Genomic DNA, 13,809 nt, shown 5'->3' with positions numbered 1-13,809 from the left:
GAGGAATGGGCTTTGGGGGCGGATTTTGGTGCGTAAGCTGTTGTCTGGAATAGGGTAATGATCTGTTGGGTTCGGTCGCGCGGGCGACGACCGAACCCAACAGGGCGGTGGCGGGTTGCACGTCCGGCGCTTGACGGCGGCTTTCGCGGAAAAGTAGGCTGGGCCGCTATACCGAGGAACGGCGCCCGGGCCCGCCCAGCCCGATCAATCAAGGACGGCGCATGGTACTCGCCGAGTTGAAGCAGCACACTGAGCACCTCCACCGCCGGGTGGAAGGGGCCGTCGATCTCCTCCGCCGGACCCGCGACGCGAAATCCTACGCGCGGTTGCTCGGCCGGCTGTATGGGTTCTATGAGCCGTTCGAGGGATGGCTCGCCGCGATGCGGTCGCTGGACGGCCTGGGGCTGGACCTGCCCGCGCGGCGGAAGACGCCGATGCTGGCGGCGGACCTGGTCCATCTGGGGTGGGGGCCGGGGGACGTGGCCGCCCTGCCCCGCTGCGACGACCTGCCCAGGCCGAGGACGATCGCCTCGGCGATCGGCTGCCTCTATGTAATGGAGGGGGCCACGCTCGGCGGCCAGTTCGTCCGCAAGCACGTGGAGAAGGCGCTGGGGTTTTCCGGCCCCGGGCTGGCCTTCTATGCGAGCTACGGGAAGGACACCGGCGCGATGTGGGCCGCCTTCCGCGAGGCCGCCGAGCGCGCCGTCGTCGACCCGGAGGACCGGCAAGAAACCCTGGCTTACGCCGCCGCCACGTTCGAGGCTTTCGAGGCCTGGGTGGCCCCCGGCGATGAGGAGGTCGAAGGCGGGAAGGAGGCGGGTCATGAAGCCCGGTCATGACGCCTCCGGCCACGTCGTGGACCTGTCCAACTGCGACCGCGAGCCGATCCACATCCCCGGCCGCGTCCAGCCGCACGGGGTACTCCTGTCGCTCCGCGAGCCGGACCTGGCCGTGCTCCAGGCCAGCGCCAATGCGGCGGAGCGGCTGGGCATCGCGGCGGAAGGCCTGGCGGGGACGACGATCCTCGACCGGATCGACGGCGGCGATGCCCGCGGGCGATGCCGGGCCTGGCTGGGCTCGGCGGACGTCCGCGGCGGCGGGCCGCTCCGGCTGACCGTCGGCGGCCGGCCGTTCGACGCGACGGCCCACCGCCACGACGGGGCGCTCCTGCTGGAGCTGGAGGACGCCCGCGACGCCGGGCCGGCGATCGAGGCCGATTACCGGTCGGTCCGCACGGCGATGGGCCGGCTGCTGGCCGCCGGCTCGCTCGAGGCCTTCTGCCGCGTCGCCGCGGCCGAGATGCGCGAGCTCACCGGCTTCGATCGGGTCACCGTCTACCGGTTCGACGACGAGTGGAACGGCATGGTCTACGCGGAGGCCAAGCGGGACGACCTGGAGCCGCTGCTGGGCCTCCACTTCCCGGCCAGCGACATCCCCGAGCCGGCCCGGCGGATCTACCACCAGAGCCCGATCCGCCTGATCGCGGATGTGGCCGCGGCGCCGTCCCCGCTGGTCCCGGAGCTGGACCCGCGCACGGGCCGGCCGCTGGACCTCTCGCCGGCGATCCTCCGCGGGGTCTCCCCGGTCCACATCCAGTACCTGAAGAACATGGGCGTCCGCGCCTCGATGTCCGTCTCGCTGATGCGGGAAGGGCGGCTCTGGGGGCTCCTCTCGTGCCTCCACTACGCGGGAGCCCGTCGGGTCCCGCCGATGGTCCGTGACGCCTGCGTCTTCCTGGGCGAGCTCGTCTCCGCCCAGATCGCCGTCAAGGAGGACCTGGAGGGGGTCGAATACCGCGCCCGGCTCCACGCCGTCCGCGAGCGGCTGCTCCAGCGGATGAGCGCGGAGGGGGACCTGGCCCGGGGCCTCACCGGCGAGGACCTGCTGGCGCTCACCGGCGCCTCCGGCGCGGCGATCGTCCACGACGGGGCGTGCACGCTCTCGGGCGTCGCCCCGACCGAGGACCAGGTCAAGCGGCTGGTCGCCTGGCTGCGGGTCCACGCCGACGGCGAGGTCTTCCACACCGACCGCCTGGCCAGCCTCTGCCCGGAGGCGGCCGAGTTCGCCGGCGTGGCCAGCGGGCTGATCGCCATCCGCACGACCAAGATCCACGGGCACCACGTCCTCTGGTTCCGGCCCGAGGTGATCCAGACCGTGGACTGGGGGGGCGACCCGACCAAGCCGGTCGAGGGCGAGGGCCCGTTCGGCCTGCTCAGCCCGCGGCGGTCGTTCGCCCTCTGGCAGGAGGTGGTCAAGCAGCGGAGCCTGCCGTGGCGGCCCTGGGAGGTGGACGCGGCGCGGATGCTCCGCGAGGCGATCATCGCCGTGATCGTCCGCCGGGCGGAGGAGCTGACGCGGCTCAATGCGGAGCTCGAGCGGAGCAACGCGGACCTCGACTCGTTCGCGTTCATCACCTCGCACGACCTGAAGGAGCCGCTGCGGGGCATCCACAACTACGCCACGTTCGTGATGGAGGACTACGCGGACCGGCTGGACGCCGAGGGGAAGGACAAGCTGGAGACCCTCGTCCGCCTCTCGCAGCGGCTCGAGGACATCGTCGAGTCCCTGCTCCACTATTCCCGGCTGGGCCGGGTGGACCTGGCCGTCGAGCCGACCGACATGAACGAGGTCCTCTCCGGCGTCCTCGAGCTGCTCCGCCTGACGCTCGACCGCGAGGCCGTGGAGCTGGCCGTCCCGCGTCCCCTGCCCGTGGTCCGCTGCGACCGGACCCAGGCGGAGATCCTCTTCAAGAACCTCATCACCAACGCCATCAAGTACAACGACCGCCCGGCCAAGCGGGTGGAGATCGGCTACCGGGAGCCCGTGGACGGCACCGTCGCCGACCGACGGCCGGTCTTCTACGTCAAGGACAACGGCATCGGCGTGCCGGAGAAGCACCGCCACGCCATCTTCCGGATGTTCAAGCGGCTGCACGGCCGCGACCGGTTCGGCGGCGGCACCGGCGCAGGGCTCGCGTTCGCGAAGAAGATCGCGGAACGGCACGGGGGTAGCATATGGGTGGAGTCGCCTCCCGGAGAGGGGGCGACGTTCTACTTCACGCTCGGGAGCTAGGGAGCGATGCCGGATCCGCGCCATCTCATCCTCGTCGTGGAGGACAGCGACGAGCACTTTGAGGCGATCCGCCGCGCCTTCCGCAAGACGGGGATCACCAACCCCGTGCATCGCTGCTGCGACGGCGACGAGGCGCTCGATTACCTCTTCCGCCGCGGCCCGTTCGCCGACCCGGCGAGCTCGCCGCGGCCGGCCGTGATGCTCCTGGACCTGAACCTGCCGGGGACCGACGGCCGCGAGGTGCTGGACCACCTGAAGGCGGACGGGCAACTGCGAGTCCTCCCCGTGGTGGTGCTGAGCACCTCGTCCAACCCGGCGGACATCGAGCTCTGCTACCGGACCGGGGCGTCCAGCTACATCGTCAAGCCGGTCCGGTTCGACGACTTCCTGAGGACGGTAGAGACCCTCAAGAGCTACTGGCTCGACACGGTGGCCCTGCCCCCCGGGCGATCGGAACGGAACGGATGAGGCTCCCATGACGCGTCCCGGCCGACTCATCGGCGTCATCGACGACACCCCGGAGGACCGGTCCGCCGTGCTCCGGCACCTGGCCGACGGGCCGGAGTCGTACCAGTTCGCCCTCTTCTCCACCTTTGAAGAGGCGGCCGCGGCGTTCCGCTCGTCGCCCCCGGACTGCGTGCTGCTCGACTATTCGCTCGAGGGGACCGACGGCCTGGAGGTGCTCGAGGGGCTGACCGGCGGCACCGGCGCGGCCCCGTTCGCGATCATCATGCTCACCGGCCGGGGCAGCGAGGCCGTCGCCGTGCAGGCGATGAAGCGAGGGGCCGTGGACTACCTGGTCAAGGGCCAGTACACCCCGGGCCAGCTCCGCCAGGCGGTCGCGGAGGCCATCGCCAAGTTCGAGGAGCGGCCGGCCCTCGAGCGGCGGCGGGTCGAGCGCGAGCGCGCCCACCGCGAGGCGCAGGACGCCAGCCCGGGTCACGAGCGCCTGATCCTCATCGTGGACGACTCCCCGGAGGACCGCCTGGCGGCCCGCCGCGCCCTGACGAAGGCGGCGGAGGCCGACGGGGCGAGCTACCGGATCCTCGAGGAAGCGACCGGCGGCGAGGCCCTGGCCCTCTGCCGGTCCGCCGGCCTCGACTGCCTGATCCTGGACTACTCGCTGCCGGACATGGACGGCCTGGAGTTCCTCCACGAGCTGACCGGCGGCACCGGGATCACGCCGTTCCCGGTCTTGATGCTGACCGGCCGCGGCGACGAGGCCATCGCCGTCCGGGCCCTCAAGCGGGGGGCGGCGGACTACCTCGTCAAGGGCCGGCTCGGCGGCGAGGCCCTCCGCTCCAGGGTGGAGCAGGCGATCCAGCGGGTGGCCGCCCGGCGGGTCCAGGAGGAGCAGCGGGTGAGGGTCCTCGAGCGGCTGGAGGCGGAGGCCCGCCGCCGCGCCGACCAGCTCGCGGAGGCCGATCGCCGCAAGGACGAGTTCCTCGCCATGCTCGCCCATGAGCTCCGCAACCCGCTGGCCCCGGTGGTCACCTCGCTCCACATCCTGCGGCGGTCCGGCCCGCTGCCCGAGAACGCGAGGACCGCCCTGGAGATCGCCTCGATCCAGATGAAGCACCTGGCCCGCCTGGTGGACGACCTGATGGAGGTCTCCCGGATCAGCCGCGGCAAGATCACGCTCCGGCGCGAGCCCGCCGACCTCGTGCCGATCGTCGCCCGCGTCGCGGAGGCCGCCCGGCCGCTCATGGACGCCCACTCCCAGGAGCTGAGGGTCGAGCTGCCAGGCTCGCCGATCCCGCTCTTCGCCGACCCGACCCGGCTCGACCAGGTCTTCACCAACCTCCTCAACAACGCCTCCAAGTACACCGACGACGGCGGCCGCGTGGAGGTCCTCGTCGGCGTCGAGGAGGGCCCCGACGGCTCCCCCGCGACGGCCGTGGTCCGGGTCTCGGACACCGGCATGGGCATCGACGGCGAGATGCTGCCCCGCGTCTTCGACCTGTTCGCCCAGGCCGATCGCTCGCTCGACCGCGCCCGGGGCGGCCTGGGCATCGGCCTGACCATGGTCCGCACCCTGACCGAGCAGCACGGCGGCACCGTGCAGGCCCACAGCGACGGGCCCGGCAAGGGGACCACGTTCACCGTCCGCCTCCCGATCGATCGCGACGACCGGCCCCCCGCCGCGACGGGCCGCGATTCCCGCCCGGCGACCGCCCCCATGCGGCTCCTCGTGGTGGACGACTGCGCCGACGGCGCGCTCGCCATGGCCATGCTCTTCCGCGCCCTCGGCCACGAGGTCCAGGTGGCCCACGACGGCGTCTCGGCCGTGGAGGCCGTCCGGGCCTATCGCCCCGACGTCGCCTTCCTCGACATCGGCCTCCCCCGCCTCAACGGCTACGAGGTCGCGCGGGCCATCCTCGCCGAGCACCGCGACAATCCCCCCCTCCTCGCCGCCGTCACCGGCTACGGCCAGGTCGACGACCGCCGCCGCGCCGAGGAGGCCGGCTTCCATCACCACCTGGTCAAGCCCGTCGACGTCGACGACCTCCTCCGCATCCTCGACCTCGCGAGGGACGAGGGGCGAGGAGCAAGGGACGGACGGGGGTAAGGCCACACCGAACAGGGGCGAGGCCAGCCCCCTGACCCTCTCCCCCCGCCCGATCGCGGATTGCAATCTCCCCGACCGCCCCGCACAATGGGCCTCACGTCACGCCTTGCCACGCCGCAGCCGACGCAGTCTCCCAACCCGCCGCGTCCAAGGACCGCATCCCATGCGACCATCCCGCGTCATGCCGCTCGTCCCGATCCTCCTCGCCCTCGCCGCCTCGCCCGCCGCCCTCGCCGGCAACTTCGAGATCCGCCATGGGGACCACGTCAGCCTGATCGGCAACACCCTGGCCGACCGGATGCAGCACGACGGCTGGCTCGAGACGCACCTCCAGGCGCGCTTCCCCGCCGCGGAGCTTTCCTTCCGCAACCTCGGCTACGCCGCCGACGAGCTGACGATCCGCCTCCGCTCCAAGGACTTCGGCACGCCCGACGAATGGCTCGCGCGGACCAAGGCCGACGTGATCTTCGCCTTCTTCGGCTACAACGAGTCGTTCGGCGACCCGGCGAAGTTCCGGAAGGACCTCGCGGACTTCATCGACCACACCCTGGCGCAGAAGTACAACGGCAAGTCCGCACCCCGGCTCGTCCTCTTCTCGCCGATCGCCCACGAGGACACCCGCGACCGCTCCCTCCCCGACGGCAAGGCCAACAACGCCCGCCTCGGGCGCACGACGGCGATCATGGCGGAGGTCGCCGGGGCCAAGGGCGTGACCTTCGTGGACCTGTACCATCCCACGAAATCGATGTATGAGGGCGCGAGCAAGCCGTACACGATCAACGGCATCCACCTGACGGCCGACGGCAACCGGATGCTCGCGGCGATCATCGACCGGGCCCTCTTCCCCGACGGCCCCGTCGCCAAGCGCGACGCGGAGGCGTTCGAGAAGCTCCGCCGGGCGATCCTGGACAAGGACTTCCTCTGGTTCAACCGCTATCGGACGGTCGACGGCTACTCGATGTACGGCGGCCGCGCCGACCTGAAGTTCGTGGACGGCCAGACCAACCGCGTGGTCATGGACCGCGAGCTCGAGGTCCTGGACGTGATGACCGCCAACCGCGACCAGCGGATCTGGACCGTCGCCAAGGGGGGCGACCGCCGGGTGGACGACGACAACACCCCGCCGTTCATCCCCGTGAAGACCAACCGGCCCGGCAAGGGGCCGAATGGCGAGCATATCTTCCTCGGTGGCGGCGCCGAATCGATCGCGCGGATGACCCTGGGCAAGGGCCTCAAGATCAACCTCTTCGCCTCCGAGAAGGAGTTCCCGGACCTGGCCAAGCCCGTGCAGATGTCGTTCGACGCGAAGGGCCGGCTCTGGGTCGCCTGCTGGCCCACCTATCCCCACTGGAAGCCCAAGGAGGAGATGAACGACAAGATCCTCATCCTCGAGGACACCGACGGCGACGGCAAGGCGGATAAGCAGACCACGTTCGCCGACCACCTCCATTGCCCGACCGGCTTCGAGCTCGTCCCCGGCGGCGTCCTCGTCGCCCAGGCGCCCGACCTGATGATGCTGAAGGACACCGACGGCGACGACCGCGCCGACGTCCGCACCCGGGTCCTCTCCGGGCTCGACTCCGCGGACACCCACCACACGTCCAACAGCTTCCGCCTCGACCCCGGCGGCGCCGTCTACTTCCAGGAAGGCACATTCCATCATACGCAGGTGGAAACGCCTTATGGCCCCCCCGTGCGGTGCGTCAATGCCGGGGTCTTCCGCTACGAGCCGCGGACGCAGAAGTTCGAGGTGTACGTCTCGTACCAGTTCGCCAACCCCCACGGCCACGTCTTCGACCGCTGGGGCCAGGACTTCGTCACCGACGGCACGGGCAACGTCAACTACTACGGCACCGCCTTCTCCGGCCACCTGGACTATCCCGACAAGCACCCCGGGATGCAGCCCTATTTCCAGCAGCGCACCCGGCCGTGCGGCGGCACCGAGATCCTCTCCAGCCGCCAGTTCCCGGACGACTGGCAGGGGGACCTGCTGGTCGCCAACGTGATCGGCTTCCAGGGCATCCACCGCTACAAGTATCAGGACGCGGGCTCCGGCTTCACGGCCGTCGAGCAGGAGCCGATCGTCTTCTCCGACGACACCAACTTCCGCCCGGTGGACATCGAGATGGGCCCGGACGGGGCGATCTACTTCCTCGACTGGCAGAACCCGATCATCGGCCACATGCAGCACAACCTCCGCGACCCGAGCCGCGACCGCGGCCACGGCCGCGTCTACCGCGTGACCCACGAGGGCCGGCCGCTCGTCACCCCGCCCAGGATCGCCGGCGAAGCCATCGATAAGCTGCTCGACGTCCTCAAGGACCGCGACGACCGCGTCCGCTACCGCGCCCGGGTCGAGATCGGCGCGCGGCCCACGGCCGAGGTCCTGGCCGCGCTCAAGAATTGGGTCGATCGCCTGGACAAGTCCGATGCGGATTTCGAGCACAACCTGCTGGAAGCCCTCTGGATCACGCAATCGCTCGACGCCGTCGACGTGTCGCTGCTGGACCGAGTCCTCGCCGCCAGGGACCTCCGCGCCCGGGCCGCCGCGACCCGCGTCCTCTGCTACACGCGGGACCGCGTCCCCGATGCGCTCGCCCGGCTGGCGAAGATGGCGGCCGACCCCGCGCCTCGGGTCCGGCTCGAGGCTGTCCGCGCGGCCAGCTTCTTCAACGACCCGGCCGCCCTGGAGGTCGCCCTGATCACGGCCGAATACCCTTCGGACTACTACATCGAGTACACCCGCGGCGAGACCCTGCGGGCGCTCGAGCCGATCGTGAAGCGGGCGATCGCGGAGGGCCGCCCGGTGGAGATCCGGAGCGACGCCGGCGCCCGCTACTTCCTGGGCAAGGTCGACACCGAGGCCCTGCTCAGGATGCATCGATCTCGCGGGGTCCTGCTCGAGATCCTCTTCCGCCCGGGCATCCGCGAGGAGATCCGCCGGTTAGCCCTCGCCGACCTCGCGAAGCTCGACGGCAAGCCCGAGCCGCGCAGCCTGGTTGAGGCCCTCAAGGACCGCGACGCCGGGGACGACAACGAGAGCCGGAGCGAGGCCGCGATCGTCGAGCTCGCCCGGATCCTGGCGGAGCGGAGCCCCGCGGACCTCGCCCCGCTGCGGGCCGATCTCGAGAAGCTCGCCGAGTCGTCCCGCTCCCCCGCGCTCCGCCGCCTCGGCCTCGCCGCGATCGTCGCGGCCGACGGCTCGGCCGATCGCGCCTGGGAGCTCGCCGCGAGATCGCCGGTCACGCTCCGCGACCTGCTCGCGGCCGTCCCCCTGATCCGCGACCCCGACCGCCGCTCGGCCCTCTATCCGCGGATCGAGCCGCTGCTCCATCCCTCGCCGGGGGCCGAGAAGCCGGGCGTCCTGGGCCGATTCGTCCGGATCGAGCTGCCCCGCAACGGCACCCTCACGCTCGCCGAGGTTGAGGTGATCAGCGACGGCCGGAACGTCGCCCGCGGCGGCAAGGCCACCCAGAAGAACACCTCCAACGGCGGCGAGGCCGCCCGCGCCATCGACGGCAACGCGAGCGGCGCCTTCGGCGACGAGGGCCAGACCCACACCGAGGAGAACACCCCGAGCCCCTGGTGGGAGGTCGACCTCGGCGCGGAGTTCCCGATCGACTCCATCGTCGTCCACAACCGGACCGAGGGGGAGCTCGGCCGTCGCCTCCGCGGCTTCACGCTCGAGGTCCTGGACGCCGGCCGTCGGCCCGTCTATCGCAAGGCGGATAACCCCGCCCCCGCCGTGAAGGCGGCGTTCGCGGTCGGCGGCGAGGGCGCCGCGGGATCGGTCCGACGCGCCGCGATGCAGGCCCTGACCGCCCTCCGCGGGCACGAGGCCGAGACCGCCCGCACCCTGGCGAAGTTCATCCGCGAGGGCATCGATCGGCACGCCGCGATCCTCGCCCTCCAGAAGCTCCCCGCCGCCTCGTGGCCCGCCGACGAGGCCCCCGCCCTGCTCGAGGCGATCCTCACGCAGATCAGGGCCACTCCCGCGAGCGACCGGACCTCGCCCGCCGCGCTCGACGCCCTCCAGCTCGGCGACGCCCTGGCGTCGCTCCTGCCGGCCGACCGCGCCAAGGCCGCACGCAAGGAGCTCTCCGCGCTGGGCGTGCGGGTCCTCCGCGTCGGCACCGTGCTCGAGCAGATGCGGTACGACGTGGACCGCCTGGTCGTCCAGGCCGGCAAGCCCGTGGAGATCCTCTTCACCAACGGCGACACGATGCCCCACAACCTGGTCGTCGCCGTCCCCGGCAGCCTGGAGGAGGTGGGACTCCTCGCCGAGGCCACCGCGTCGGGCCCGGACGCCATCCGCCGCCAGTACATCCCGGCGTCGGGGAAGATCCTGATCACCAGCAAGCTGCTCCAGCCCGGCGAGTCGCAGAAGATCTCCTTCACCGCGCCGAGCAAAGTCGACGTGTATCCTTATGTGTGCACCTATCCCGGCCACTGGCGGCGGATGTACGGCGCCCTGTATGTCGTGGCCGACCTGGACGAGTATCTCGCCTCGCCCGAGGGCTACCTGGCCGCCCGCCCGATGCCGCCGAAGGACGAGCTGCTCCGCTCGACCCGCCCGCGGACGGAGTGGGCCTTCGACGACCTGGCCGCGTCGATCCGCGGCCTCGGCCACGACCGGTCGTTCGCCAACGGCAAGCAGCTCTTCCAGTCGGCGACGTGCGTCTCGTGCCACAAGCTCGGCGGCGTCGGCAAGGAGTTCGGCCCCGACCTGGCGAAGCTCGAGCCGAAGCAGTCGCCCGAGGACCTGCTCCGGAACATCCTCGAGCCCTCGGCGAAGATCAACGAGAAGTTCCAGGCCTATCTCTTCGAGCTCGAGAACGGCCAGGTCGCGACCGGCCTGATCGTCGCCGAGACGCCCGACGTCGTCAGCCTGGTGGAGAACCCGCTCGCCAGCGCCGAGCCGAAGCTCATCAAGAAGTCGGACATCGAGGCCCGCAAGCCCTCCGCGTCCTCGATCATGCCCAAGGGCCTCCTCGACCGCCTCACCCGCGAGGAGATCCTCGACCTGGTCGCCTACGTCGCCGCCGGCGGCGACCCGAACCACCCCCTCTTCCGGGACGACCACGCCAAGGGGCACGGGCACGCGGCAGCGGGCGCGGGCGGGGGGGCGGGGCATGGGCATTGAGCGGCTGTCTCGGGAATCCCCGTTCCGGCTCTCCGCCTTGCCAGGTGTAGCAGGCACGCTCCGCGTGCCGTCCGCTCTGTGTCAGCCATCGGTCGACAAACCGCGCTGACTCGCTAATATCCCAGGAGTTCGGCCTTGGCCGCGGAGGGGCTCCGATTAAGGGAAACCGCGATTCCTACATGTTGCTATCGCGATCGGCTGTCGAGAAGTTTGAGACGCTGGATGGCGACTTCGTCGCTTCGCTGGAACGCGTTTCGGTCCCGGGCGGAACGGTACGCCGTTTCCCGAACGGGGCCGTCGAAGTCGACAAAGACACGTGGGTTCATTACGGCGAGAGTGAATCCTGGCACCAACTCGCCGAGTATGCCTTCATACCGAGGCTGGAAGCGAGCGGCCCCTTTCGATCACTCGGACCCTATGTTCCGCGGAAGTTCTACGCGATCCTCTACCCCGAAGAGTATCAATCACGGCTCGGAGGAGAATGCGCGCTTCGTGGCTGGCGCAGCACGGCATTCGATCCGACACCCGGCGAGTTCGAGCTCGCGTCGCTGACCATACTCGTGGTCTTCCGCGCGCGTCTTAACGGGTCGATCCGAGAAGCGTTCCTGGACGCCGTGAAGCATTGGATGAGTGACGCGTCGAAGCGAGGCGCTTTCGAGGACGGGCCGGTGAGCCTGGTCACACAAGGCGCGACGTTCACCAGGACCATCGCCCGTTTCATCATCGACGCATCGAAATCCGGTCAGGATACGCTGAACTGGCTCTCGCTGGTGCTGCTCGATTTTGGCGAAGGTGTTCATGTTGTCACGGAGATTACCTATGGTCATACGGAGGACGAGATCCAGGAGTTCTTCCCGAATGCCCGTGGGGAACAGACATTCTTGCCATTCCCAGAGGATGCGATCGATCATGCCGCCTCGAATCCAGAGGCGTCTCGGGAGTCATTCGTGCCTTCCGATGGGATTGTCGATTCTTCCTTCCCTTCGGTGAGATTTCGCGTCCTCTGTCTTCCGGATGATGAGTGGGACAGCTTTCGTGGGACGGTCTATTTCGAGCGTACGCCAACGCCAGAGGAGAGAGATCTTCTCCGCGATCTCATGGACTCATGGGGCAGGCTCTGCTCCTATGGCGGATTCGGCGGGATCGGATCCCACTCCAAGCCGCGACTGAGCTTTGATGTCTCGACGGACTCGGTGCTGGTCGAATGCGATATGGGGGATGTGGATCCTGAACTTGCCTTGCCGGCCTTCATCCGAATGCTGGAGGGTCTTACCCGGAGCACCGGGGCGCCGATCGAGGCTGTGGTTTTCGGCAGAGCACTCGGGGATTAGGAAACGCGATGTCGTAGACGTTCGGAGGTTCCCGCGAGTTTTCGGTATTGGGATTGTTGCACGACGTGATGGTGGATCTTGCCATTCCTGGTAGCCACGTAGGCCCTCCGGGTGGCCGTGGTGGAACACCACGGGACTGGCTCGGCCCCGGAGAGAAGCCTGTCCGACCACTCGGCCTGCTCTCCGTGGTGTTCCACCACGGCCACCCGCTCCATCTGTCAGGCTCTCTGAGCCCCGAAGCTCCGCAGTTTGCGACAATCCCTCGGTTCTCTTCCACTCCTGAGTTTCAGTTGCATCAATGGTCACGGGATGCTGGCACGATGAGACAGTCACTGATCGCGGCGTTGCTGGTGCTCGTGGGAATCACGGCCCGGGCGGAGTCTCCTCCGCCCGTCGTCTTCCGCCCTGCCCGGGTCTTCGACGGGCTGGCGAAGGAGGCCGTCGAGGGCTGGGTCGTCATTGTCCGCGGGGAGACGATCGAGGCGGCCGGGCCAGCGGCGGGAATCAAGATCCCCGACGGGGCGAAGGTCGTCGACCTGCCCGGCGCCACCCTGCTGCCGGGGCTCATCGACGCGCATACGCACGTGTTGCTCCATCCGTACAACGAGGCGACCTGGAATGACCAGGTCCTCAAGGAGCCGCTGGCGCTGCGGGTCTGCCGGGCGACGAATCACCTGAAGAGCCTGCTCCACTCGGGCTTCACGACGATCCGCGACCTGGGGACCGAGGGGGCGGGCTACGCGGACGTGGGGCTCCGCGACGCGGTCGCGCAGGGGATCGTCCCCGGGCCGCGGATGCTGGTCACGACCCGCGCGATCGTGGCGACCGGGGCGTATGCCCCGAAGGGGTTCGCGCCCGAGTGGAGTATTCCCCAGGGGGCGGAGGAGGCGGACGGGCACGATGCGCTCATCCGCGTCGTCCGCGACCAGATCGGCAAGGGGGCGGACTGGATCAAGGTCTATGCCGACGCCGCGATGGGGGGCAAGGAGGTCCTGCCCTCGTTCAGCGTCGAGGAACTCACGCTGATCGTGGAGACGGCCCGCTCGCAGGGCCGGCCCGTGGCGGCCCACGCCTCGTCCCGCGAGGGGATGCGGCGCGCGACGCTCGCCGGGGTGGCCACCATCGAGCACGGCTACGGCGGCGACCCGGAGACCTTCCGCCTGATGGCCGAGCACGGGGTCGCCTTCTGCCCCACGCTCGCCGCCGCCGAGGCCGGCGCGACCAGGTACGCGGGCTGGAAGCTCGACACGCAGCCCGAGCCCGCCGAGCTGACGAGGCTCCGCAAGCTCCTCACCATGGCCCGCGAGGCGGGCGTGAGGATCGCCAACGGCAGCGACATCGGCGTCTTCCGCCACGGCGACGGCGCCCGCGAGCTCGAGCTCCTGACGGCCCTCGGCATGTCCCCCGTCGAGTCCCTCCGGGCCGCGACCTCGGACGCGGCCAGGGCCCTGCGGCTGGACCGCCGCGTGGGCTCGATCAAGGCCGGCCTGCTCGCCGACCTGATCGCCGTCGACGGCGACCCCACCCGCGACATCACGGCCCTCCGCAAGATCCGCATGGTCATGAAAGAAGGGAAGACGAACTAACCCGCATTTCTCACCCATAGAATTCGGAGTGCTCGTCGAGGGTGGCGGACAGGCGGAGGCGAGGTTACCCCGAGTGGGTGCATGGCGATCGCGGTCGCCAGCGGGCCA

The 13,809-nt window shown here is 70.1% G+C and carries 7 protein-coding genes; all 7 read left to right on the top strand.

Annotation, left to right across the window (positions count from 1 at the left end; genetic code table 11):
• Positions 1 to 221: 221 nt before the first annotated feature.
• The 7 genes from G6O54_RS29715 to G6O54_RS29685 all read left to right on the top strand — a co-directional run bounded on the left by G6O54_RS29715 (position 222) and on the right by G6O54_RS29685 (position 13,701).
• Positions 222 to 839: a biliverdin-producing heme oxygenase gene (locus G6O54_RS29715; protein WP_165231876.1), complete on the top strand. Its 618-nt coding sequence runs from the start codon at positions 222 to 224 to the stop codon at positions 837 to 839.
• Positions 823 to 3,072 (top strand): ATP-binding protein, encoded by a 2,250-nt coding sequence (locus G6O54_RS29710; RefSeq protein WP_165231872.1) that lies wholly within the window; start codon positions 823 to 825, stop codon positions 3,070 to 3,072. The genes G6O54_RS29715 and G6O54_RS29710 overlap by 17 nt, the downstream gene beginning before the upstream one ends.
• Positions 3,073 to 3,078: 6 nt before the next feature.
• The gene (locus tag G6O54_RS29705) at positions 3,079 to 3,540 is read left to right on the top strand and encodes a response regulator (protein WP_165231869.1); all 462 of its coding nucleotides are present in this window, start codon (positions 3,079 to 3,081) and stop codon (positions 3,538 to 3,540) included.
• Between the two features lie 7 nt (positions 3,541 to 3,547).
• Entirely contained in the window at positions 3,548 to 5,641 is a 2,094-nt protein-coding gene (locus G6O54_RS29700) for a hybrid sensor histidine kinase/response regulator (RefSeq protein ID WP_165231866.1), read from the top strand.
• 163 nt (positions 5,642 to 5,804) lie between these two features.
• The gene (locus G6O54_RS29695; protein ID WP_165231863.1) at positions 5,805 to 10,784 is read left to right on the top strand and encodes a PVC-type heme-binding CxxCH protein; all 4,980 of its coding nucleotides are present in this window, start codon (positions 5,805 to 5,807) and stop codon (positions 10,782 to 10,784) included.
• 179 nt (positions 10,785 to 10,963) lie between these two features.
• Entirely contained in the window at positions 10,964 to 12,115 is a 1,152-nt protein-coding gene (locus tag G6O54_RS29690; RefSeq protein WP_165231860.1) for a hypothetical protein, read from the top strand.
• A gap of 320 nt (positions 12,116 to 12,435) precedes the next feature.
• Complete coding sequence (locus G6O54_RS29685; RefSeq protein WP_165231857.1) at positions 12,436 to 13,701, top strand: amidohydrolase family protein; 1,266 nt, start codon at positions 12,436 to 12,438, stop codon at positions 13,699 to 13,701.
• Positions 13,702 to 13,809 lie beyond the last annotated feature (108 nt).

It is taken from the genome of Aquisphaera insulae (genome assembly GCF_011064615.1).
GTDB classification, from domain to species: domain Bacteria; phylum Planctomycetota; class Planctomycetia; order Isosphaerales; family Isosphaeraceae; genus Aquisphaera; species Aquisphaera insulae.
Note: the sequence above shows the minus strand (reverse complement) of the source record. Positions and strands in the feature narration are given on the sequence as shown.

Bases quoted from the DNA above. Each gene is read 5' to 3' on its own strand.
- G6O54_RS29715 (WP_165231876.1), top strand. From the start codon at position 222: ATGGTACTCGCCGAGTTGAAGCAGCACACTGAGCACCTCCACCGCCGG.
- G6O54_RS29710 (WP_165231872.1), top strand. From the start codon at position 823: ATGAAGCCCGGTCATGACGCCTCCGGCCACGTCGTGGACCTGTCCAAC.
- G6O54_RS29705 (WP_165231869.1), top strand. From the start codon at position 3,079: ATGCCGGATCCGCGCCATCTCATCCTCGTCGTGGAGGACAGCGACGAG.
- G6O54_RS29700 (WP_165231866.1), top strand. From the start codon at position 3,548: ATGACGCGTCCCGGCCGACTCATCGGCGTCATCGACGACACCCCGGAG.
- G6O54_RS29695 (WP_165231863.1), top strand. From the start codon at position 5,805: ATGCGACCATCCCGCGTCATGCCGCTCGTCCCGATCCTCCTCGCCCTC.
- G6O54_RS29690 (WP_165231860.1), top strand. From the start codon at position 10,964: ATGTTGCTATCGCGATCGGCTGTCGAGAAGTTTGAGACGCTGGATGGC.
- G6O54_RS29685 (WP_165231857.1), top strand. From the start codon at position 12,436: ATGAGACAGTCACTGATCGCGGCGTTGCTGGTGCTCGTGGGAATCACG.